This is a genomic window from Nocardia sp. NPDC051911, from assembly GCF_040681035.1.
In the GTDB taxonomy this organism is placed as follows: domain Bacteria; phylum Actinomycetota; class Actinomycetes; order Mycobacteriales; family Mycobacteriaceae; genus Nocardia; species Nocardia sichangensis.
In genome coordinates this window covers 189780-213117 of sequence record NZ_JBFAXY010000009.1, presented here as the reverse complement: position 1 = coordinate 213117, position 23338 = coordinate 189780, and the positions used below count along the sequence as shown (strand labels likewise).

Genomic DNA, 23338 nt, shown 5'->3' with positions numbered 1-23338 from the left:
ACCCCGCCAACCGTCCGGGCAACCCCGGGCGCATCCGCACCGGTCGTCGCTTCCCGCGACTCGACTACCCCGCCAACCGTCCGGGCAACCCCGGGCGCATCCGCACCGGTCGTCGCTTCCCGCGACTCGACTACCCCGCCAACCGTCCGGGCAACCCCGGGCACGGACACACCGGCCGTCGCTTCCCGCTACTCGTCTGCGCCTCGAGCCGTCGAGGCGACCTCAGGCGCGTCATGGCACGCGACCGTCGCGGCGAAGATGTCCCACTGCGCGGGCGGCGGGTGCGACGGCGAGCACAGCGCACTGCACGGCTGTGTGTTCATCTTGGCCGCCTCCATCGCGTTGGCCGCGTTGGTGCTGCTCCGCCGATTGGCGTTCGATCGCCCCGGCGGCGGTGCGGCACGACCGCGGCACTGGCGGGCGCGGCGTGCACGACCGCCGCCGTGGACCGTGCTCACCTTGGCCGAACTGGCGATTCTGCGGATCTGACAACTCCGTCGCCGCCGTGTGTCCGAACCACGGTGGCGGCGCAGTCCACTCCATCCTCAGACTTCGCACTTCGCAAGGAGCGACCCCATGTTCATCACTCGCACCCGATCGGCCCTCGTTCTCGCCGCGGCGGCCGCGGTGAGCCTCGCCGGATGCGGCGACGCCGACACCGGGCACACCACCGAGCACGGCACCTCGACCACCACCGCGGACGTCACGACCGCACCCGCCCGTGCGGCGCACAACGACGCGGACGTGATGTTCCTCCAGATGATGTATCCGCATCACGCCCAAGCCATCGAAATGGCGCGGCTGGTGCCGACGCACACCGACAACCAGCAGCTGCGTGCGCTCGCCACGCAGGTGGAGCAAGCACAGGCGCCGGAGATGCAGCAGATCACCACCCTCTTGCAGAGCTTCGGCAAACCGGCGCCCACCCCGAGCGAGGGGCACGGCGGCCACGAGATGCCCGGCATGATGTCCGCCGAACAGATGGCGGCGCTGGACGCGGCATCGGGTCCAGACTTCGACCGTCAATGGCTGACCATGATGATCGAGCATCACGCGGGCGCGATCGCCATGGCCCAGACCGAGCTGGCCGAGGGCGAGAACGCCGACGCGAAGGCGCTCGCTCAGCGGATCATCGCCGCCCAGCAGGCCGAAATAGCGCAGATGCGAGCCATGCTCGGCCAGAGCTGAACCGCTCCCCCGCGCCGATATCGGTTGGCCATCGTTATCGGCGCGGGCTCGGCGTGGCGGGTCCCCGCGACGTACCTTCGGATTGTCCGGCTCCGTTCATCCGTCCCGGCCGGACTTCCGAGGGGAGCGAGGGACCGACCATGCGACGACTCGAACGCGCGGGCCTGCTGGTGGCCGCCACGGCGGGCGCGGTGACCATCGGCGCCTGCGCACAGCAGATCTCCGGCACGGCGGAGGTCAACCGGACCGACCTGGCCGCGTACGCCTCCGAGGTCACCTCCTCCTCGGCCGCCGCCTCGTCGGCACGGGCCGCCGCGGCCGAACGCGCCACCAAGTCGGCCTGTGACGCCTTCCTGGCCGCGAACGGCAGCTCGGTACGCGCGTTCAACGACTACATCGATGCAAGCAACACGAAAGGCCGCGGCGATCCCGATACGAACGGCAAAGCCGACGCGGCTGTCACGACGCTGCGGAACAACGGGCGCTCGGTGGACCAGAGCGTGACCAGAGAAGTGCCGTCCGGGATCGCCACCCCGCTGCGCGCCTACCGCGACGACACCAACGCCTTGGCCGACACGCTGGCCCGCCGCGCCGACACCGACACTTTGAACGCCGCGATCGACCGGTTCAACGCCACGAAGAACACCGCGCTGACCGCCTGTCAGGGGCACGGCACCCGCTGAACCGTGCCGCTCGGGCTCACGCGCGTGCCAACGGCTCGCGGCACGCGCCGCCGTTCGACCGGAGCGGTATCGCCTTCTCATCGTTGAGGAATCCCGCCGTGCGGCTGTAGCATCTGGCCGTTTACTGCCACGCGGAACGGGACGATTACATGACCAGCGGTATCCGGGATACTCGTCCACCCGCCCGGAAAGGCCGCCGCCGCAGATCCGCCGAATCGGCCACGCCGACGTTCGCCGCGCTGCTGGCCGCCGCCGCGGAGCACAATCCCGACGGCGTCGCCGTGGTCTGCGACGACAGCGAGATCACCTACCGCGACCTCGACGCGCGCTCCTCGCGGCTGGCCCGCACGCTGATCGCCGCGGGCGCGGGCCCCGAAACAGCGGTGGCGGTGGCGCTGCCGCGTTCGCTCGATTCGGTGCTCGCGGTCTGGGCGATCGCGAAGTCCGGTGCGGCGTTCGTCCCTGTGGACCCGGCACTTCCCCTGTCCCGCATCAAGTTCCAGGTCATCGACAGCGGTGCCGCGCTGGGCCTGACCCAGGCCGCCCACGCGGCGACACTACCCACCGAGGTGCGCTGGCTCGCGCTGGACGATGCCGAAGTGATCGCACAGGTGGCGGCGAATCCCGCGAGCCCGATCGCGTATTTCGAACGCCCCGTTCGACTTCGCGCCACCCACGCGGCCTACGTGATCTACACATCGGGATCGACCGGACGCCCGAAAGGCGTCGCCGTGACCCATGCCGGGCTCGCCCCGCTGTGCGCCGAACTGGCCGCGCGGCAGGCGCTGGACAAAGACGCGCGGGTGCTGCACTTCGCGTCACCGAGCTTCGACGCCTCGGTGCTGGAGTTGCTGCTCGCGATCTGCTCCGCCGCCACGCTGGTGATCGCCCCACCGACCCTGTACGGCGGCACCGCACTGGTGGAACTGCTCGCACGGCAGGCGATCACCCACGCCTTCCTCACTCCGTCAGCGCTGGCCACCATCGAGCCGACCGGACTGCCCGCCCTGCGTTCGGTCATGGTCGGCGGCGAGCCGTGCCCGCCGATGTTGCCCCGGCACTGGGCGGCCGACGGCCGTCTGTTCCAGAATGCCTACGGCCCCACGGAATCCACCATCATGGCGACGCTGAGCCCGCCGTTGTCACCGGACGCACCGGGCACCATCGGGTCGGCTGTGCCGGGTATGCGCTGCCAGGTACTCGATCACCGGTTGCGCCCGGTCGGCGTCGGCGTCGTCGGCGAGCTGTACGTGTCCGGGCCCGGGGTGGCGCGGGGGTACCACGGACGCCCGGATCTGACCGGACAGCGGTTCCTCGCCGACCCGTTCGGACCGCCCGGCTCGCGGATGTACCGCACCGGCGACCTCGTCCGGCGCACCACCTCGGGCCATCTGGACTATTTCGGCCGGGCCGACGACCAGGTCAAGGTCAGGGGTTTCCGGATCGAACTCGGCGAGATCGACGCCATCCTGTCGACACAGCCCGGCGTCCGGCTGGCCGTGACCGTCGACCGCAAGACCGCCGCGGGCGAGACCACGCTGGCCGCCTTCGTCCAACCGGAACCGGGCCATGCCCCTGACCCCGCCACGCTGGCCGACGCGCTGGCCGCGCTGCTGCCGAAGTACATGGTGCCCAACACGATCACGGTCGTGGATCGGATCCCACGCACCCCGACGGGCAAGGCCGATCGGCCCGCGCTGCGCGTGCGCGCCCTGGACGAGCCGGACTACCGGCCCGCCGTCGACCTCGGCGAGGAAACGGTCGCCGAGGTCTTCGCACGCGTGCTGCGCCGAGAGCGGTTCAGCGCGGACGCCGATTTCTTCGCGGCGGGCGGCAACTCGCTGCTGGCGACGCAGGTCGCCGCGCGCCTGAGCGAAACATGGCGGCTGCGCATCCCACCCCGGCTGGTGTTCGACCATCCGACAGTCACCACCTTGTCCAAGGCGATCCGCTCGCAGCAATTCGACACCGCACGCCCGGTGTTGCGCGCACGGACCAGGCCGGAGCGTATCCCGCTGTCGCCGGCCCAGCTGCGGTTCTGGCTGCGCAACCAGTTCGACACGACGTCCTCGGTGGACAACATCGGCTTCGCGCTGCGGCTGTCGGAGCTGGATATTCCCGCCTTGCGCGCGGCATTCGCCGACACGGTCGAGCGGCACGAGTCGCTGCGTACGAGATATCCCGCCGACGCGAACGGACCGCGGCAACTCATCCTCGGCACCGAGCAGGTGGTAGACGATTTCGCGGTGGAGGAACTGTCCGACGACGCGGTACCCGACCGCGTCCGCGCCATCCTGCGGCACGGGTTCGACGTGTCGGCCGAGGTGCCGCTGCGCGTCCGGCTGCTGCGCACCCCCACCGAGTACGTCCTGGTCTGCGCCCTTCACCACATCTGCGCCGACGGATCCTCGCTGGCGCCGCTGGCCCGCGACGTCGCTTTGGCCTACGCCGCCCGTAGCGCGGGAGCCGCCCCGGCCTGGCTGCCACCGGATGTGCAGTACGCCGACTATGCCCTGTGGCAGCAGGATCTGCTCGGTTCCCGCGACGACCCCGATTCACCGCTGTCGCGGCAACTGGCGTACTGGACCGGCGAGCTGGCCGGTCTGCCCGACGAACTCGACCTGCCCGCCGACCGGCCGCGCCCGCCGGTGGCCACACTGCGCGGCTCGGCCACTCAGCGGACGGTGCCCGCGACCTTGCACCGCGACCTGCTCACCGTCGCGCGCGCCCACCGATCGACGCTGTTCATGGTGATGCGCTCGGCGCTCGCCGTGCTGCTGGCCCGCCTGTCCGGAAGCTACGACATCGCGATCGGCGTGCCGATGACCAACCGGGCCGAGCCCGCGCTCGCGGATGTCGTCGGCATGTTCGTCAACACCACCGTCTCCCGGACCAGGATCGAGCCCGCGGAGAGTTTCACCGCTCTGCTGCACCGCACCAGGGAACGGGATCTGGTCAACTTCGCGCACTCCGAGGTGCCGTTCGAGCACGTGGTCGACGCCGTCGATCCGACCCGATCACCCGGACGCCACCCGCTCTACCAGGTCGGCTTCGCCTTCCAGAATTTCACGCAGGCCACCTTGGACCTGTCCGGGCCCAGCGTGTCGTTCCTCGACGTGGACGCCGACACGGCGAAAACCGATCTGCACATCGGCGTGGTCGACATCCGCGACGACGACGGCGAGCCCGGCGAGATCATCATCCGATTCGGTTACAGCACAGACCTGTTCGACGAGCACACGGTGCAGCGCTTCCTCGACGGCTACATCCGCACCCTGCTGCGGGTCGCGGCCGAGCCCGACGCCGTGGTCGGCGACATCGACATCATGGACCCGGTCGAGCACAAACGCATCCGCTCCTGGGGCGCCGGAGCCGAGCACGACGTGCGGGCCGAGCCGCTCACCGCCGCGACGGCGCGGCAGGCCGCGGCGACGCCGGACGCGATCGCGGTGGTCTGCGGATCCGAGACGCTCACTTACGCGCGACTGCTCGAACGATCCGCGCGGCTGGCTCGCTGGCTGATCGAACGAGGCGTGGGTGCGGAGACCGTCGTCGCGGTGGCGATGCGGCGGTCGATCCAGCAGGTCGTCGCGCTGCACGCGATCGTGGCGGCGGGCGCGGCCTGGGTGCCGATCGACCCGGGACACCCGGCCGAGCGCATCCGGTACGTGCTCGAATCGGCGGCGCCCCGGTGCGTGCTGACCACCGCGGCGGACGGTTTCACCGCGGCCGAGGCTTACGACATCGACACCCTGGACCTCGACCGCTTCGGCGCGGAACCCGTGCTCGACGCCGAGCGCCGGACACCGTGGCACGCCGACCACCCCGCCTATCTCATCTACACCTCCGGGTCGACCGGCCGCCCCAAGGGCGTGGCGATCAGCCATCGGGCGATCGTGCACCAGCTCGCTTGGATGCAGGCGGAATACGCTGTCGACGCCACCGACGTCTATCTGCACAAAACTCCCGCGACCTTCGACGTGTCCCTGTGGGGCTACTTCCTGCCGCTGCGCGCGGGCGCGCGGATGGTGCTGGCCGGACCGGACGAGCATCGCGACCCGGCGGCGCTGTCCCGGCTGATCGCCGAGCACCGGGTGACGCTCACCGATTTCGTTCCCGCGATGCTCACGGTATTCGCCCAGCAGGCAACGGCGGACGAACTGTCCTCGCTACGAGCTGTTTTCGTCATCGGAGAGGCGCTGCCGCCGGAAACCGCGCGTGCCTTCGCGAACGTGACCACGGCCGAGTTGCACAACCTGTACGGACCTACCGAGGCCGCGGTGAGTATCACGCGACACGCGGTCTCGGCCGCCGATCGCACCGCGGCCGGCGTTCCCATCGGTGTGCCGGAATGGAATTCGCGCTGCCACGTGCTGGACGACCGGTTGCGGCCGGTTCCGGTGGGAGTGGCGGGCGAGCTCTACCTCGGTGGCATTCAGCTGGCCCGCGGTTACCATGGCGCGCCGGGTCTGACCGCGGCCCGGTTCGTCGCCGATCCGCTCCACCCGGGCGAACGGATGTACCGGACCGGTGACCTCGTGCGCTGGCACCGCATCGGTACCCTGGACTATCTGGGCCGCACGGATTTCCAGGTCAAGGTCCGCGGCCACCGCATCGAACTCGGTGAGATCGAAGCGGCTTTGCTGGCCGACCCTGCGGTGGGCCGGGCCGCGGTGGCGGTCAAGGGCTCCGATGCCGGTGACCGGCTGGTCGGCTACGTCGTCGCGGCGCCGGGGGCCACGGTCGACCCGGATGTCGTGCGTCAGTCGGTCGCTCGCGTGCTGCCCGGTTACATGGTGCCGTCGGCGGTGCTGGCGCTCGACGCGTTGCCGGTGAACACCAGCGGGAAGCTCGACCGCGCCGCGCTACCCCAGCCGGTATTCGCCGCACGCACCGGTGCGCAGCCCGGCACCGCACTGGAGCGCGCGGTCGCGGACGTCTTCGCCGACGTGCTCGGCGTGTCCCCGATCGGGGTGGCCGACGACTTCTTCGAACTCGGCGGGTCGTCACTACTCGCGTTCACATTGCACCAGCGGCTGTCGGAGCGGCTCCGCCGCGACGTGCCGATGTCGGCGATCCTCGCGACCCCGACCGTCGGCGGCCTCGCGGCGCGACTAGCGGGCGGGTCCGCCCCCACCGCGGCGACGCCCGAACGCGACGCCGTGCTGGAGCCGGAGATCGGCATCGGCGGATGCGAGCCCGCGCACACCGGTCCGCCACAGGAGATCCTGCTGACCGGCGCGACCGGCTTTCTCGGCGTACACCTGCTGCAAGCCCTGCTGGATCGCACCGAGGCGAGGGTGTGGTGCGTGGTGCGCGCCGCCGACGCCGAGGAAGGCATCGACCGAATCCTCGGTGCGCTGAGCCACTACCGGCTCTCCGGAACCACCGCCGCGGAGCGGATCGTCGTCGTCGCGGGCGACCTCACCGCACCGCGCCTCGGCCTCGACCCGGCCGATTACGACCGATTGGCCGACAGCATCGACGTGATCTATCACAACGGCGCGCGCGTCAATCACGTCGATCCTTATGCCCGGCTACGGCAGGCCAACGTCGAGGGCACCCGCGAGTTGTTGCGGCTGGCGACGGCGCGGCGGGTCAAGCCGTTCCACCTGGTCTCCACCATGGGCGCGGCCGTCGCCGCGACGCCGGATTCGCCGGTGGTCACCGAGGACATCCGCCTACCCGCGGGGCAGGTGTCCGGCAACGGCTACCTCGCCTCCAAATGGGCCGCCGAGGAACTGGTCCGCCAAGCAGGCGAACGTGGTGTGCCCATCGCCATCTACCGTCCGAGCACCATCTGCGGTTGCCCGGACATCGGCGTCAACAGCCCGCAGGATTCGCTGTGGAACATGGTGCGAGCCGCCGCGATGCTCGGCATGGCGCCCGACGTGGGCGAGGCGACCGTTTCCTTGGTTCCGGTGAGCTATGTGGCGGGCGCGATCGTGGAGATCTCGGCTCGTCCGCGCTCGGAAACCGTCTATCACCTGGTCAATCGGGCCCCGGTAGCGGTCGGGGAGATCCTCGCCAGTCTGCGCGCGCACGGTTTGCCGGTGGCGACGATGCCGGAGGACACGGTGCGCGCGGGCCTGGCCAGGGAAGCGCGGCGGCGCGACGCGCTCGGCGACGATTCGCTGGTGCGCGCGGCCCTGCTGAGCCACGACTTCGCCGGACTCGCCGGTCACCTCGACTGGGCCGACGAACACACCCGCGCCGCGCTCGCGGACACCGGCATGGCCTGCCCGGAGATCGACCGTGCGGTAGTGGACACCTTCGTCCGGGAGTTCATCGAGTCGGGTTTCCTGCCCCGGGATTGACGCTCCTCAGTACCCCGGCGGCACGGTGGCCCGTTCGGCGGGCGGTGCGGCGTGCCTGCGGGCCCGCACCTGCTCCAGCACGATCAGGCCCACCCCGATCAGCAGGAAGACGACCGTGATGATCGCGGCCACGACCGAGAGCCTGCCGAACCCCCAGCCGGCGAGCACCGCCGCGGTTATCGCACCCGCCGCGGCGACCAGCAGCAACCCGTACCCCGGCCAGTTCCTGGTGTCGGCCATCGTCGCTCCCGGCGGCGGCGCGGAGTCGCGCGCGATATCCGGGGCGTCATCGATCGGAGGGATCTCCCATGGGCCGTCGTCCGCTGTCACTGGTCGTTCCTCCCGCCGCGATACCGGCCGTTGTTCCGGTATCTGATGCGAAGAGGGTGCCCGGATCCTCTCCACCGAAACGCTAGCGGCGATCCGCCCCGGGTTCAGTTGTAGGACTTGGTTACTCCGTCGAGCAGGTGCTCCAGGGTGTCGTAGGTCGGGGTGGCGACGACGTCCAGCAGGTCCGGGGCCACCGGGACGTTGCGTTCGGCGACGACCTTCGCGAACTGGGCGCCGTCGTTGGTGCGGAAGCCGTGCTCGGCGGCCAGGCGCTGCAATTCCGGGTCGGTGGACAGCAGGCGCCCGAGCCGGTCACCCGCCGCGCCGAACGGCACCAGCGTGTGCCGGGACAACACCGTCGGTGACGGGTACAGCAGCGTCATCTCGGGTTTGATCTGGCCGCGCACGGTCGCCTCGACGTACTGCGCCTCGTAGATCCAGGCCATCGGCGTCGGGCCCATACCCGTGGCGAGGTAGTTGTTGAACGGGCCCTCGGTGGTGTTCTCGGTGTAACCCTGGCCCACGAAAAGCCGCGACACCGCGGGGAGGACGGCCTGCTCGGCGTTCTGCCCCTGCACGATCGTGTTGTTGTTCGCGACATAGCTCGCCGCGGCCAGATACATGGCCGCGGAGTTGGAGCTGCGCGGGTCGGTGGTGGAGATCAGGATGTTCTTGCGCACCGGGTAGGCGGTGTTGTCGGGCAGTTCGTCCCAGCGGGTGCCGTTGCGCACCAGCTCGAGGTAGCGGCGCAGGTCGAGCGTCGGCACCTGGCCGGGGCGCACCGCTCCCGCCCGGGTGAGCAGCTCGGTGATCGGCGCGAACGTCGCGACGGCCATCGGCGAGGAGAACGGCGTGTATTTCGCGGTCACGTTGCGCTGCCGCTGGATTCGCTCGGCGGCCGGTTCGCTGGACGGGAAGGCGAAATCGAATTTCGTGAGATCGATGGACGTGGCGATCTGCCGCGAACCGGCGGGCTCGACCTCGACGCGCACGCCGTTGCGCGCCAGCGCGTCGATCACCTTGGGGTCGGAGAAGAACGGCATCTTCTCCGAGCCGACCACACCGTGGACGACCGTGAGCGCCGCGGCGGGCGCGGGAGCGGCGGCGGGCGCCTCCGGAGCGGGTTGCCGCACGGCGAGAACCACGGCGATCACCGTCAGAACGACGACGGCGCCCACGGCGTACGGTGCGAAACGCTTCTTGGACGACAAAAGCTCACGGATCTCCGACAGTTTCCCGGGAGCGGCGGCGGGGGCCTGCGGCGACTTGTCCATCGGGACCGTGGTGGGTTGCACTTCCGCCTCGGGAGACTTCTCCAATTCCCGCCGCACCAACCGCTCGATCAGAATCGGGACGAACTGCCGCACCGGGCGGCCCTCGAATTTCCGCCGCGCCGCACCGACGGCGCTCTCGATATGGTCCGGAGAATAAGTCTCGGTGTAGTTTTCGACCAGCCGCTCCGTCATCTGACGGATCGCCTGTTCCTCGCGGACGGTATCGACAACCACCACAATCTCCTCGGCGTCGGGGGTAACGCGGCAGCGTCTCCGGCCTGCACCGCGCCGGCCAACACTAGCCCCATCCCTCCACCGCCGACATCCGGAACGGCTTCCCTCCGGTGAACGATTTCGACTGCGCCGGTGCGCATCCCACGTCGCCATGCACACCCGTCCGCCCAGCTCACAGGCCCGCGAACCACGCGAGCGCGGCACACACGACAGCCCGCCGACGCCACGTCCGGGCTCGAACCCGCCATGCAGAATTCAATGGGCAATATCCGAGCCGCCACCACGTGTTGTACTCCCGTTTCCCACCGCCATTGGGCCGGGCGGGCATCGACGCCGCGTTCGTCGTGCGGTCGGCTCCGCAGCACATCGACGGCACCGAAGTTACTTTCTGGTAGCACAGAGCGAGAGCTGACGATATCGTCAGCATGTTGCCGTCGAAAAGGAGCGTTATGTCTCGCGTCGCTGTGGTCACCGGTGCGTCGTCCGGAATCGGGAAGGCTACGGCCGCCGCGCTGGCCGGGCGGGGGTATCGGGTGATCGGCACCAGCCGCAATCCCGACGCCATCGGTTCGGACGCCGTGCTGCCCGAGGTCGAGTACCGCGCGCTCGACCTCACCGATCCGGCTTCGATCGAGGCCTTCGCCGCCGGTCTGGACCACGTCGACGTGCTCGTGAACAACGCGGGCGAGAGCCAGGCGGGACCGCTGGCCGAGTTGCCCACCGACGCCGTCGAGCGACTGTTCCAGCTGAATGTGCTCGGCCCGATCGCCCTGACCAAGGCGGTGCTGCCCGGCATGCGGGATCGCCGCTACGGGCGCGTCGTCATGGTCGGGTCGATGCTCGCCAGCTTCCCCATGCCCTACCGCTCCTCCTATGTCGCCACCAAGGCGGCGCTGCGCGGCTTCGCGGTCGCCGCCCGCTTCGAGGAATCCCCCTTCGGCGTCTGGATCACCGCCGTCGAGCCCGGCCAGATCGACACCGGACTCCGCGAACGCCGCACCAAGTACCTCAGCGACGACTCCCCCCACACCGCCGATTTCACGACCTTCATGGCGAAACTCGACGAAAACCAGTCCAAGGGCATCACCCCCGAAAAGGTCGCCACCACGATCGTCAAAGCGATCGAAGCCCCGCGCCCCCAACCCCTCTACGCCGTAGGCAGCAACGCCCCCGCCCTCTTCACCCTCCGCCGCCTCCTCCCCCGCACCGCCATGGAACGCATCATCGCCCGCGCCCACGGACTTTCACGCTGACAGGTTGCGGGCCGGGTGGCCCGCAACTCACCGCCGTTACAGCTACGTCATGTCGCGATCGCCCACTGCCCGTGCCGTGCAGCCAGTAGCACCGATCACGAAGCCACAGGGCTTGCCGATCTGCAATATCCGTGGTGGCGCTCACAGTTGTACGCCGAGCCACGAGGCAAACCCGGTGAGGCTGTTGGTCTGTCTGCGCTGCGCTGCCGCGATGCCATACACCGTTTCACGGACCGACGGGTGCAATCGGGTCTGTTGCGGAGCGACGCGGCGGGCACGGTTCAGGGCGTCGAGCGCCTGGTCCGGCTTGCCGATCATCAGCCACGCGCGGCTCACATCCTGCCAGTGGTGCCCCGCTCGGGGCGGTGCAATTTTGCCAGGAAGCAGAAGAGCTGAGCCTTCGTGCGCTGCTTTGCCGGGGTCACCCGCTTCGAGCGCGACGGCAACGGAGTGGATACCGACGTTCGCAGGGCCGAACAGGGTGCCGTACAGGTCGGATTCACCGCGCATTGCCGGAGCAAGACGCCGCGCATGATCGATGTGCTCTGCGGCGATATCGGAACGGGCACTCCGCGCGGCCACGATCGCGCCGCACAGGTGCCCATAGCCGCGCACCGCATTGGAGGCTTCGTCGTCACCTTCGATCTCGTCGAGCGCACTCTCTACCAACCGAAGGCCGGTGTCGTTGGAGTCGTGGTACATGAGAATTCGCGCGCGTTTGATTTTGGCTTGAGCCGCGTAGCGAGGATCGTCCGCCGATGCGGCAGCCCATTCGAGCCGATCAAGTGCGGTCGGTGCCAGATGTATGAATCCGAAGCGCCTGCATAGCCGTTCAGTAGTCACGTAGGCGGCACACAACAGCGAGAACACCGCTCCACGCTCTCCGTGGGCAGTGTTATGCAGTGCTCCATACAGTCGTCGCAGCAAGTCCGGCATACGTGCAAGCGCGACCCGACCCTTGTCGTTCCGATACGCGAGGTCCACCGCGGCCATCTCTGCGGCGAGTGCCGCGAGCGAGGGCGGTTCGACAGGGCGCACGTACGCACCCTCGGCGAGCACGGCGCGTAATTCGGCCAGCCCCTCCAGCGGCCCGTCCTTCTCGATGAGGTCGCGGTACGGGATGCCGGTCAGCCGTTCGGGTTCCACGCGCAGCACCCGCGCGGCGGCGGCCAGAAACGCCGGGCTTGCTGGTTCACGTCCCTGCTCGACCGCCTTGACCATGGCCAGGCTGTAGTTGGCGCGGTCGGCCAGCTGGCGCTGGCTCAGGCCCGCGAGTTTCCGCTCGGCCGCGATCGCCTGTCCGGCATGTGTCGAAAGGCTCATGCCTTCAGGGTAAAAGGCTATTCCAGACCTAGCCCTTGGCAGCATGAACATTTAAGAGGCTCTTCGTCAACACCCGGTATCGGGGTGATGGCGATCGACCCCTCGATACCGGGTGTAACCAAGCCGGAATCAGGAGGGGCTAGTGACGGACCAACAGGGGCCAAGGCAGGCTGTAGCTCTGCTCCACAGTGACCACGATCCAACCGAGTTCGAAGCGCTGGTGCAGCGGCACAAGCTGAGAATCGTCTACACCGTGCACACAGACGCGCAAGCCGCGTTGGCGGCGCTGATCGCAGTCCAGTACGCGCTGGAGCACATGGCCGACGCGGTGGTTGTCCCTCACCTCGGCGTACTGAGACCCGATACGCCTTGGTGGGCCGTCACCGAGATGGCCGACCTGATCACCGGCACGCGGGAATACCCGCTGGGTTCGGCGCTGCGCACAGTAGTGGGGTGGGCACCCTGATCGCGCTGGGTTACATCGTCGCTATCGGTCTGCCGCTGGTCGTACTGGCACTCGTCATACTGTGGCCCGAGCACATTCCCCAGGACCGCACGGTGGACGCAATACGCCAGCGCATCGAAGGGGAGATCCACTCGCAGAACGAGTTCTGATCCGCCTGCGTGTCGAACGGGCTAGTGGCAACGTGCGTCCGGCCCGCCACACGACGCCGACGACGCAGGGCAGGAGGCGCGGCTCGGACACTAAGAGTCTGCGAATCAGTGGAACCGGTCGGCGTTGCGATGCGTCATATCCAGTGTGTCACCACATTTCTCCGCAGTGCACAGCGCGCAGCGAACGCCGAAAGTGGCGACGTCTCAACATATTTCTCGGGGTGGAAAACTATGAAGATTCATAAGTCTATTGTGGCGACACTCACCGTAGGCGCGTTTGCGGTGGCGGGAATGATCACGAACCCGGCCGCAGCGGCCGCCGGGTCGGGGGCGTGTGCCGGGAACTTCCATGTGATCAGGGCCGTGAACGGGTACATCGAATGGGGAGTGACGTCCCAGTGCACCGGTGATGACTGGCATCCGCACAAGGTCACCGTCCAGCTCGAGACGCAGGTCGGCGACTCGTGGGTACAGGTGTTACGCAGGAGCAACCCCGCTTTCGATGAAGGGAAGCAGGTGGTTGTCATGCAGTATCACAACGATCGCTGCCGGACGAACACCACCAACAGATACCGGGCGAAGGGCTGGATCAGCGCCGGTAAGCACGCAACTTCCGGGACCTCAGAGGTGGCCTCGCTGCCCTGCGGCGATGTTGAGGGTGGGTGATAACGCGGCTAGTGCGACGCGACCGGGTGATCGCCGTTCGGTCAGCCGGTCGCCGCAATTGCCGGGGAAGCCGACGCACAGCAGAAGCAGCCTGCGCGGCACTGTTACGTTGATCTAGGGGCGATCGCAGGGCCCGAACAGATCGTTCCGCCTCCGCCAACGCGATCCAGAGGAGCACAGCCGACGATGTCACCGAGCGAGCGCACTACCGATCGTGTACTGGCCGTGTGGGCGCCCCCGGAATTCGTGTCCGACGGCAGCAACGGAATTCTGAGTTGGGTCGGACCAGCGTTGCGTACGCCCACCGGGTTGCGGCTGTCCCTCGCGGCGGAAGTGGTCGGCGATGCCGCGCCGTCGTTGCGGAGTTACCAGGTCGGGGTGTCGGCACTGGCCAACGGTGTGGCCACCGACGTGGGCTGGGGAAGCAGCTCGTCCGACACCCACGCCGGCACGACCTTCACATTGCCCGACCTCGGCCCGGATACGACACCGCTCGATATCGAGCTGACCATCGACGACGTCACCACCGACGGTCCCTGGGTGAGGCGACTGTCTCGGCCGAACGACATCGTCTACTCAGCGCCGCTGGGCGATCCACGGGGCCGATTGGCCATGCTGACGAATCCAGCTTTCGTAACCGACGAGGATGGTCCGATCGAGGCCTGGATCGGACCGATCACGCTCGATCCCAACGGCATCGAGTTCCTCTACACCGCAACCGCGCTCGACGAACGCGCACCATCCATCTGGGACTACGAGGTCGATGCCGTCCTGCGCGCCAACTTCGGAACCTCGGAGGTGGTGGCCGGCGAATCGACCTCGGCGACACGAACGATCAGAACCTTCCAGGCCCCGATCCCGGACGACATCGCAGACACGCCCTGGGACTTCGAGCTGACCCTTACCGACCACACGGCAGGACTCACCTGGTCGACCGAATTCTCGTGGAATGGACCGATGTCCTAGCGCTCGCACTGCCAGCTCCCTGGTCCAGGTCGGCACAGTAGCTCGACCCGAGGACTGCAGACGGAGGGCGTCCGCATGGGTGCGAAGGGCAGCGAGAGAAGCGATCGACCTTCGGCTCAGTAAGTGCCCCCAGTCGGACTCGAACCGACACTTGGCGGATTTTAAGTCCGCTGCCTCTGCCAATTGGGCTATAGGGGCGTCCGGGACAGCGTACCGAGTCGTACGGCTGTACCGGAATTCCGACAATTTGTCGGGGTGGCGGGGCGTCGGCCGTGGCCGGGTGCCGGACGGCGCGGTCGGGTGACCGGTGCCGGTGGCGGTTGTTCGCAGCCCGGGTTGGCAGGCGTCCCAGAGAACTAGATCGGTGGCGGCGGGCTGGTGTTAGCGTCCGCGCGTCATCTCGGCGTGTCGGATGTTCGCGGCGGAGTGTCAGCGCCGGGGTGGCAGCGGGATCCTGGCGAGGTCGGTGGCTATGTGGATCTCGCCGGAGAAGTACTTCGCCGCTTCGGCCAAGTGCTCGTCGAGGTCGCGGTAGCGCTGGGAGAAGTGGGTGAGCACCAGGGTGCGAACGCCCGCGTCGGCGGCCACCCGGGCGGCTTGGCCCGCCGTGAGATGGCCGTATTCGAGGGCCAGCTGTTCGTCGGCGTCCAGGAACGTGGCTTCGATGACGAGCATGTCGACGTCGGCGGCCAGCTCCCCGATTCCGGGGCACAGCCGGGTGTCCATCACGAAGGCGAAGCTCTGACCGGAGCGCGGTTCGCTGATCTCCGCCAAAGTGATCGTGCGCCCCTCGAATTCGACACTGCCGCGCTGTTGCAGTTCGGAGATGATCGGGCCGCGCAATCCCAGGGCGCGCAAGCGGTCCGGCAGAATGCGCCGGCCGGGCGGCTCGCTGAGCCGATAGCCGAAGGTGTCCACCGGATGGGAGAGCCGCACCGCCGTCACCGTGAACGCCGCCTCGGGCAGGTCGACGGGACCTGGGGCGAGGATCGGGCGAGGCCGCAGCTCGGCGCGGTGATAGTACGACGTCGCGTTGACCAGGCGCTCGTAGTACGCCGCGCCGGACGCCGGGAAGCAGACGTCGACCGGATGCGGCACCCGGTCGAGATTGATCCGCTGCACCACTCCGGCCAGCCCGAGACTGTGGTCGCCGTGGAAATGGGTGATCGCGATCCGGGTGAGCCCGGTGACGGTCACACCGGCATAGGTCATCTGCCGTTGCGTGCCCTCACCGGGATCGAACAGGATCGCCTCGTCGTCCCACCGGAGCAGGTACCCGTTGTGGTTTCGCTGTTTCGTCGGCACCTGACTAGCGGTCCCGAGAACAACCAACTCACGCTGCGACACGGCGTCAGGCTATCCGCCGCCCCCCCACACCCGAACTCCGGCCGCGTCCTAGGTGACGGATGCCTTCCGGAGCACGGAGTTGTGCCGGGAGTAGGCGAAGTAGACGACGAACCCGATCACCATCCACACCAGGAACCGCAGCCAGGTCTCCACCGAGAGATTCAGCATCAGCCACACGCACGCCAGCACCGCCAGGATGGGGATCAGCGGTACCAGCGGAACCCGGAATCCACGCGGCAGGTCCGGACGCGTGCGTCGCAGGATGAGCACGCCGACCGACACCAGCACGAACGCGAACAGCGTCCCGATGTTGACCATCTCCTCCAGCGTGCCGAAATCCACGAACCCGGCCAGCAGCGCACACGCCACGCCGACGATGACGGTGACCCGCACCGGCGTGCCGTTCTTACCGGTGTGCGAGAGCTTGCGCGGCATCAGCCCGTCACGCGACATCGCGAACAGCACCCGGGTCTGCCCGAGATACATCACCATGACCACCGTGGTGAGCCCGGCGAGGGCGCCGATCGAGATGATGTTCTTCGCCCAGGTCACCCCGTGGATGCCGAACGCCGTGGCCAGTGTCGCGTCGCCATGGGACAACTCGGTGTAGGGCACCATGCCGGTGAGCACGAGCGACACCGCGACGTACAGGATCGTCACGATGAGCAGCGAGCCCAGGATGCCGCGGGGCACCGCCTTCTGCGGGTTGCGGGTCTCCTCCGCCGTCGTGGCGACGACGTCGAAGCCGATGAACGCGAAGAACACCAGGCTGGCCGCGGCGAGCAGGCCGTACCAGCCGAAGTTGCTGTGCCCGGCGCCGGTCAGGAAGGAGAACAGCGACTGCCGCAGCCCCTCGCCCCGCTCACCGGGCTGCGACGGCGGGATGTAGGGCGAGAGGTTCGAGGACTTGAAGTACGTGAGGCCGACGACCAGCACCAGCGCGATCACGCCCAGCTTGATGGCGACGGCGACCGCCGACACCCGCGAGGACACCTTGGTCCCGGTCGCGAGCAGCACGCCGAGCACCGTGATGAGCAGCACCGCGCCCCAGTCGAAGTTCACCGGGCCGAAGTGCGCGATCGGAGACGTGGTGCCGAGCACCTCGCCGAGGTATTGCGACCAACCCTTGGCCACCACCGCCACGGCGAGCGCGAACTCCAGGATCAGGTCCCAGCCGATGATCCAGGCGACGAGCTCGCCGAAGGTGGCGTAGGAGTAGGTGTAGGCACTGCCCGCCACCGGCACCGTGGAGGCGAACTCGGCGTAGCAGAGCGCGGTCAGTCCGCAGGCGATCGCGGCGAACACGAAGGCCAGCGAGACGGACGGACCCGCGACGGTGCCCGCGGTGCGCGCGGTGAGGGTGAAGATGCCCGCGCCGACCACGACGGCCACACCGAAGACGGTGAGGTCCCAGGCGGTCAAATCCTTGCGTAGCTTCGAGTCGGGTTCGTCGGTGTCGCGGATCGACTGTTCGACGGACTTGGTGCGGAACAGACCGCCCCACCGAGACGAGACATCACCCGCCGAATCGGCTTGTGGCCCGGGTTTCGTCACGCGTTCTCCTTAATTCGTGCCAATTGCTTGTGTTCTGTACCCAGACGGCGAGTCAATGCACGCCTGCCATGAATTTGCTGATCCATGGTGCGATGGCGGCGACGATCAGCCCCGCACACACCATGACCGTCCCGGTGATACCGAAATAGGCGAACTCGTGACCTGGGTCATAGAACCGAGCCAAACTACCCGACACCGACGTGCCGAGACCAACCGAGAAAAAAATACAATGCCATTGTCTGAGCCCGGAAAGCCTCCGGGGCGAGTCGAGTGCACGGCCGGCGCGATGTGCCCGGCCATGACCACGACGCCGCCGTAGAAGAGGGTGAGTTCCATCCCGGGCAAACGGTCGGCGATCCAGCCGCCCAGGACGGTGGGCAGAGAGACCAGGCCGACGTAGGCGCCGACGATGCCCGCGGCCGTGTCCTTGCCCAGGCCCAGACCGCCGTCGGTCGCCGAGTAGTGCAGGTAGTGCCCGAGGATGGTGACCATCCCGTAGAACGAGAAGCGCTCCCAGAGTTCGACGCCGAACAAGTTGGCCAGCCCGATCGGGTGGCCGAACACGGTTCGTGTCCCCACTGGTTCCCGCGATGTTTTCGCTTCGACCATGCTCCGAAGATCGCATCTCGAAGCGCGCCGGGGAGGATTCGTTTGTTCTGTTCAGGCGGGCCGCGGAACCTGGACGCGGCCGGTGGTTTGCCCCCGCACCTATCGGGCACCCCGCAATCGACAGGCAAACCGGCCCGCACCCAGAAAGCGTTGAGCTGATGGTCCACGTGGAAATCACCGTGCCGACTACACCGGAGCAGGTTTTCTCCGTCCTGGCCGACGGATGGCTGTTCGCCGCCTGGGTCGTCGGCGCCACGCACATTCGCGACGTCGACGACGAATGGCCCGGCGTCGGCGCGTCGCTGCACTACAGCGCGGGCGTATGGCCGTTCACCGTGAGCGACACCACGGAGGTCGTGTCGGTGGATCCGCCGCACATGCTCGAACTAGAGGCCAAGCTCTCGCCGTTCGGCGCCGCGTGGATCCGGCTGGAACTCGTCGAGACCGCGACCGACGAGACCCAGATCCGGATGTACGAGCACGCCGAACGCGGGTTGGGCCGGCTCATGCCCAACGCGCTGCAAGAACTCGTGCTGGTGCCGCGGAACATGGAATCGCTCTCCCGGCTCGCCGATATCGCCATCGGCAAGGCGCGCCGTGCGGGTCACGCCGGAATCGGAGTCCGCGCCGGAACCGAGACGCACGCCGAGGTGAAGCTGAACGGACACGTCCCACAGACCTGACCGCGGCCACGCGACCGAGCCGGATCAGGCGATCGACAGTGCGATGCCGTCGAGGATGTCGTGCTCACTGACGATCAGCTCGGAAATACCCGCGCGCCGGGACAACTCCTCCGCCAGTACTTCGGTGATGACCGCGCCGCCGCCGATCACGTCGACCCGGCCGGGGTGCATCGGCCCCAGCGCTGCGCGCTCATCGTGGTCCATGGCGATCAGCCGGTCGCAGACCTGATGCACCTGCTCCGAGGTCAAACGAGTGAGATGCACCCGCTCCGAGTCGTATTCGGGGAGATCGAGCGCGACCGCGGCGAGCGTGGTCATCGTGCCCGCCACGCCGACCCAGGTGTGCGCCCCTTCCACCGGGACGTGCGTGAACGCTTCGGTCAACCGCTCGGTGGCGAAGGCGCGGGCGGCGGCGATCTCCTCGGCGGTCGGCGGGTTGCCCGCCAGACACCGTTCGGTGATCCGGACGCAGCCGATGTCGGCGGAGAAGGCGGCGCGCACCCCCGCGCTGTCCCCGAACACCAGCTCGGTGGAACCGCCGCCCAGGTCGACGACGACGAATGGACCCGCCGCGCTGGACAATTCGCCGATGGCGCCGGCGAACGACAGGCGCGCCTCCTCGTCGCCGGTGATCACCTCGGCTTCCGCGCCCGCGACCACCGCGCCGAGTTCGGCACGCGCCATGGCGAAGAAATCCTCCCGGTTGGCGGCGTCCCGGGTGGCGGACGTCGCCACCATCCGCACCCGGCCGACGCCCGCCTCGCGCATCAGCGCGACGTAGTCGGCCAGGGCGGCGCGGGTGCGTTCGATCGCCTCCGGCGCCAGCGAGCCGGTCGCGTCGACGCCTTGGCCGAGGCGGACGATGCGCATCTCGCGGTGCACGTCGGCCAACCGCCCGTCGTCGAGCACGTCGGCGATCAGCAGTCGGATGGAGTTCGTGCCGCAATCCACGGCGGCTACCCGGTCACTCATCACTGTGCTCCAGTCTCTCGCGCGCTACTCGGCCGGGACGCGGGCCAGTCGGCCGGAATCGCGGTGCCGCGCAAGCCGTGTTCGGCGGCCAGCGCCACCGACTCGTCGCCGAGCGGATTCACGCCCGGCCCCTTGGCCAATGCGTGGGCGATCAGCACGTGCAGGCACTTGACCCGCTCGGGCATCCCGCCGCCGGTGAAATCCGTGCCGAGCGATTCGATTTCGTCGCGTTCGGCCAGATAGCTCTCGTGCGCGGCGCGGTAGGCGGCGGCCAGCTCCTCGTCCGCGGCGAGCCGCTCGGTCATCTCCCGCATCACGCCGGCCGATTCCTGCCTGCTCGCCTCCGCGGTGAGCCGGGGATCGGTGAGGTAGTAGAGGGTCGGGAAGGGGGTGCCGTCCGGCAACCGGGGCGCGGTCTTCACAACGGCCGGGATCCCGTCCGGGGTGCGGTAGGCGATGGCGAGCACGCCGCGCGGCGCACGGCCCAGCTGCTCGGCGATGATCGCGAGATCCTGGTCGGTGGGTGCGGTCACCTATGTCCTTCCGGTGCTCGAGGTGGTGGCGCGGCGGCCTAGGGCGTCGGCTGCGGCTCGGAGATGCTGCGCCACAAATCGGTGTACCAAGGCTGGGGGTCCCTGGCTCTGGTGGGCGCGGGCGGCGGCGCGGGCGCCTCGATGCCGGGCACCTGCACGATATACGGCGTCTCGCCTGGCATCACCAGACGCAGGCGGTCCCGCGCCTCGCTGCGGATGTAGGCCGGATCCTGTTGCTGCGCACGACGATCCCGCAGCCGGGCCAGATCCGTCTCGAGTTCCTCGCGCTGCTGCGCCAGCTGCGCCGCCTCCGCGCGCTGGGTGAAATACGTGCGCATCGGCACGGCGAGGGTGAGCGCGAGCCCACACACCACCATCGCGAGGATCACCGCCTTGCCGGTGGAGAGGCCGAGAAACGTGTGGTCGTGCCTGTCGCCGGCCGAACCAGTCTTGCGCGGTTTCGGCTTCTCCGCGGGCTCCGATCGCCTGCGACCGCGCTTGGCGGCGGAGTCGGCCGGGCGCGATCCGGCGGCACGCGACGTGCGGCGGTCCCCGCGTCCGGCCGGACTGGTCCCACGCGCACGTCGCTCCGTCATCTCACGCCTCGGTCTCTACTTCGCGGTACTCCCGGGGTTCGTGCCCCAGCTCAGCCTTCGAACGCGAAGCGGGGGAACGCGACGTCCCCCGCGTAGCGCGCCGAATCACCGAGCGCGTCCTCGATGCGCAGCAGCTGGTTGTACTTGGCGACCCGCTCGCTGCGCGCCGGGGCGCCGGTCTTGATCTGGCCGCTGCCCACCGCGACGGCGAGGTCGGCGATGGTGGTGTCCTCGGTCTCGCCGGAACGGTGCGACATCATCGTCTTGTAGCCGTTGCGATGCGCCAGCTCCACCGCGTCCAGGGTCTCGGTGAGGGTGCCGATCTGGTTCACCTTGACCAGCAGCGCGTTGGCGGCGCCCTTGGCGATGCCCTCCTCCAGGCGCTCCGGGTTGGTGACGAACAGGTCGTCGCCGACGAGCTGGATCTTCTCGCCGATCTGGTCGGTCAGGGTCACCCAGCCGTTCCAGTCGTCCTCCGACAGCGGGTCCTCGATGGACACCAGCGGGTAGGCGGCGATCAACTCGGCGTAGAACTGCGCCATCTCCTCGGCCGAACGCACCACACCTTCGAACTTGTAGCCGCTGCCGGAGGTGAAGAACTCGGTGGCGGCCACGTCCAGCGCCAGCGCCACGTCGCTGCCCAGCTTCAGGCCGGTCTTGGCGATGGCCTCACTGATCAGGTCGAGCGCCGCCTTGGTGCCCGCCACGTCGGGCGCGAAACCGCCTTCGTCACCGAGGCCGGTGGACAGGCCCTTGGCCTTCAGCACCGACTTCAGCGCGTGGTAGACCTCCGCGCCCCAGCGCAGCGACTCCTTGAAGGTGGGCGCGCCGATCGGGGCGACCATGAATTCCTGCACGTCGACGCCCGTGTCGGCGTGCGCGCCGCCGTTGAGGATGTTCATCATCGGGACGGGCAGCACGTGCGCGTTCGGGCCGCCGAGGTAGCGGAACAGTTCGAGGCCGGAGGACTCGGCGGCGGCGCGGGCCACCGCCAGCGAGACACCGAGCAGGGCGTTGGCGCCGAGCCGGGACTTGTCCTGGGTGCCGTCGAGGTCGAGCAGCACCTGGTCGACGGTGCGCTGCTCCACGGCGTCCAGGCCGATGACGGCGGGCGCGATCTCGTCGAGCACGCCCTCGACCGCCTTGCGCACGCCCTTGCCGCCGTAGCGCTCGCCGCCGTCGCGCAGTTCGACGGCCTCGTGCTCGCCGGTGGACGCGCCGGAGGGCACAGCCGCCCGGGTCAGGGTGCCGTCGTCGAGAGCGATCTCGACCTCGACGGTGGGGTTACCGCGCGAATCGAGGATCTCGCGAGCTCCGACCTGTTCGATGATGGCCACGAAAAAGACACTCCTTCGGCTGCTGACACGGTATGTCTCACGGGATGGGCCGTGCGCTGCGAGCCTATCGTCCCGGCGGCGAGGCGGGTAACCGGCACTCCGGCGACCGGGAGATCACACCCGGCGGCCGATGCTGTAGCTCGCGGCCCGGTCGCGCACGGTCAACAGGTAGCTGTGCGACTGGTTGTAGGTGAGCAACGCCCGCTGCCAGCCGTGCTCGGAGGTGAGGTCGCCGCCGCTGGCGCACAGATACCTGGCTGCGGTGAGCGCGGCGTCGTCGATGTTCTGCGGATCCGCGACGCCGTCTCCGTTGGCGTCGACGCCCCAGCGCTTCCAGGTCTCCGGGATGAACTGCAGCGGGCCGACGGCGCGATCGTGCTCCGGATCGCCGTCGAGCACGCCGCCGTCGGTGTCCCGCACCAACGCGACGCCCGGCGAGCCGTCCAGCGGGACTCCGATGATCGGCGGGCGGACCGAGCCGTCCGCGCCGAGCTGCGCCCCGCGATGGGTGCCGTGCTTGCTCTCCACGCTCGCGATGCCCGCGAGCGTCGTCCACGCGATGCCGCAGTCGGGACGGGCCCTGGTCATCACGGCCGCCGCGTAGCCGTACGCCTCCAGCGCGATCGGCGGTATGCCGAGCCCATCGGCCTGCTCATCGGCCCAGCCGCGCAACTGGACGGCGGTGCGACCGGGAGCGTCCAGGTCGATCACGGGCAGCGGGGCGCCCGGGCCGGGCGGGATGCCCTCCGGGATCGGGGTGCGGTCGGTCCCGCAACCGGCGAGCCCGAGGAGCACCACGATGGCGGCCGAGACGCCGGTCTTTCGCAACACCCTTCCATCATCCAGATGCCGGCGCGG

At 68.8% G+C, this 23338-nt stretch carries 20 protein-coding genes, 1 tRNA gene and 1 pseudogene; 10 read left to right on the top strand and 12 right to left on the bottom strand.

All coding sequences use genetic code 11. The features are described from left to right. Positions 1-258 precede the first annotated feature (258 nt). From AB0L97_RS14175 to AB0L97_RS14160, 4 genes are all read left to right on the top strand, one after another. Positions 259-489: a hypothetical protein gene (locus AB0L97_RS14175; protein WP_355078567.1), complete on the top strand. Its 231-nt coding sequence runs from the start codon at positions 259-261 to the stop codon at positions 487-489. An 87-nt stretch (positions 490-576) separates the two neighbouring features. Beyond that, a complete protein-coding gene (locus tag AB0L97_RS14170) occupies positions 577-1188 on the top strand; it encodes a DUF305 domain-containing protein (protein ID WP_364429026.1) in 612 nt (203 codons plus the stop codon). Positions 1189-1328: 140 nt separating this feature from the next. After that, positions 1329-1871, top strand: a complete 543-nt coding sequence (locus AB0L97_RS14165) for a hypothetical protein (RefSeq protein WP_364429023.1) — start codon at positions 1329-1331, stop codon at positions 1869-1871. A 149-nt stretch (positions 1872-2020) separates the two neighbouring features. After that, positions 2021-8188 (top strand): amino acid adenylation domain-containing protein, encoded by a 6168-nt coding sequence (locus AB0L97_RS14160; protein ID WP_364429020.1) that lies wholly within the window; start codon positions 2021-2023, stop codon positions 8186-8188. Between the two features lie 6 nt (positions 8189-8194). Here AB0L97_RS14160 and AB0L97_RS14155 read toward each other — a convergent pair whose 3' ends face one another. After that, positions 8195-8518, bottom strand: coding sequence for a hypothetical protein (locus AB0L97_RS14155; protein WP_355078563.1), 324 nt, complete (start codon positions 8516-8518; stop codon positions 8195-8197). A gap of 104 nt (positions 8519-8622) precedes the next feature. Beyond that, positions 8623-10026 carry a three-helix bundle dimerization domain-containing protein gene (locus AB0L97_RS14150; protein ID WP_364429016.1) on the bottom strand — a complete coding sequence of 468 codons (1404 nt, stop codon included), beginning with the start codon at positions 10024-10026 and terminating at the stop codon, positions 8623-8625. Between the two features lie 449 nt (positions 10027-10475). On the opposite strand from AB0L97_RS14150, the gene AB0L97_RS14145 reads away from it, so the two are divergent. Further along, complete coding sequence (locus AB0L97_RS14145) at positions 10476-11279, top strand: SDR family oxidoreductase (RefSeq protein ID WP_364429013.1); 804 nt, start codon at positions 10476-10478, stop codon at positions 11277-11279. Between the two features lie 141 nt (positions 11280-11420). On the opposite strand, the gene AB0L97_RS14140 is transcribed toward AB0L97_RS14145, so the two are convergent. After that, positions 11421-12602, bottom strand: coding sequence for a helix-turn-helix transcriptional regulator (locus AB0L97_RS14140; RefSeq protein WP_364429010.1), 1182 nt, complete (start codon positions 12600-12602; stop codon positions 11421-11423). 142 nt (positions 12603-12744) lie between these two features. On the opposite strand from AB0L97_RS14140, the gene AB0L97_RS14135 reads away from it, so the two are divergent. The 4 genes from AB0L97_RS14135 (at position 12745) to AB0L97_RS14120 (ending at position 14849) form a co-directional block, all read left to right on the top strand. Then, on the top strand, positions 12745-13068 hold the full coding sequence (locus AB0L97_RS14135; RefSeq protein ID WP_364429007.1) for a hypothetical protein: 324 nt from the start codon (positions 12745-12747) through the stop codon (positions 13066-13068). Beyond that, positions 13056-13217: a hypothetical protein gene (locus AB0L97_RS14130; RefSeq protein WP_364429004.1), complete on the top strand. Its 162-nt coding sequence runs from the start codon at positions 13056-13058 to the stop codon at positions 13215-13217. The genes AB0L97_RS14135 and AB0L97_RS14130 overlap by 13 nt, the downstream gene beginning before the upstream one ends. A 231-nt stretch (positions 13218-13448) precedes the next feature. After that, positions 13449-13883, top strand: a complete 435-nt coding sequence (locus AB0L97_RS14125; protein WP_364429001.1) for a hypothetical protein — start codon at positions 13449-13451, stop codon at positions 13881-13883. 186 nt (positions 13884-14069) lie between these two features. Then, positions 14070-14849 carry a hypothetical protein gene (locus AB0L97_RS14120; protein WP_364428998.1) on the top strand — a complete coding sequence of 260 codons (780 nt, stop codon included), beginning with the start codon at positions 14070-14072 and terminating at the stop codon, positions 14847-14849. A gap of 124 nt (positions 14850-14973) precedes the next feature. Here AB0L97_RS14120 and AB0L97_RS14115 read toward each other — a convergent pair. The 4 genes and pseudogenes from AB0L97_RS14115 to AB0L97_RS14100 form a co-directional block, all read right to left on the bottom strand. Beyond that, a tRNA-Leu gene (locus AB0L97_RS14115) sits at positions 14974-15047 on the bottom strand. 231 nt (positions 15048-15278) lie between these two features. Then, positions 15279-16196, bottom strand: coding sequence for a ribonuclease Z (locus AB0L97_RS14110; RefSeq protein WP_364428995.1), 918 nt, complete (start codon positions 16194-16196; stop codon positions 15279-15281). 48 nt (positions 16197-16244) lie between these two features. Beyond that, positions 16245-17750 (bottom strand): amino acid permease, encoded by a 1506-nt coding sequence (locus AB0L97_RS14105; RefSeq protein WP_364428992.1) that lies wholly within the window; start codon positions 17748-17750, stop codon positions 16245-16247. A 273-nt stretch (positions 17751-18023) separates the two neighbouring features. After that, positions 18024-18359, bottom strand: a pseudogene (locus tag AB0L97_RS14100) (MFS transporter); the annotation flags it as partial. A gap of 158 nt (positions 18360-18517) precedes the next feature. On the opposite strand from AB0L97_RS14100, the gene AB0L97_RS14095 reads away from it, so the two are divergent. Continuing rightward, positions 18518-19042 carry an SRPBCC family protein gene (locus AB0L97_RS14095; protein ID WP_364428989.1) on the top strand — a complete coding sequence of 175 codons (525 nt, stop codon included), beginning with the start codon at positions 18518-18520 and terminating at the stop codon, positions 19040-19042. Positions 19043-19066: 24 nt separating this feature from the next. Here the strand turns inward: AB0L97_RS14095 and AB0L97_RS14090 are convergent, their stop codons facing one another. The 5 genes from AB0L97_RS14090 to AB0L97_RS14070 form a co-directional block, all read right to left on the bottom strand. Next, positions 19067-20014 (bottom strand): Ppx/GppA phosphatase family protein, encoded by a 948-nt coding sequence (locus tag AB0L97_RS14090; RefSeq protein ID WP_355074467.1) that lies wholly within the window; start codon positions 20012-20014, stop codon positions 19067-19069. After that, positions 20014-20547: a DUF501 domain-containing protein gene (locus tag AB0L97_RS14085; RefSeq protein ID WP_355074468.1), complete on the bottom strand. Its 534-nt coding sequence runs from the start codon at positions 20545-20547 to the stop codon at positions 20014-20016. Before AB0L97_RS14085 ends, AB0L97_RS14090 begins: the two co-directional genes overlap by 1 nt. Before the next feature lie 38 nt (positions 20548-20585). Beyond that, on the bottom strand, positions 20586-21143 hold the full coding sequence (locus AB0L97_RS14080; protein ID WP_355074470.1) for a septum formation initiator family protein: 558 nt from the start codon (positions 21141-21143) through the stop codon (positions 20586-20588). A 50-nt stretch (positions 21144-21193) separates the two neighbouring features. Beyond that, positions 21194-22480, bottom strand: coding sequence for a phosphopyruvate hydratase (eno, locus tag AB0L97_RS14075; RefSeq protein ID WP_355074472.1), 1287 nt, complete (start codon positions 22478-22480; stop codon positions 21194-21196). 114 nt (positions 22481-22594) lie between these two features. Then, entirely contained in the window at positions 22595-23311 is a 717-nt protein-coding gene (locus AB0L97_RS14070) for a lytic murein transglycosylase (protein ID WP_364428982.1), read from the bottom strand. Positions 23312-23338 lie beyond the last annotated feature (27 nt).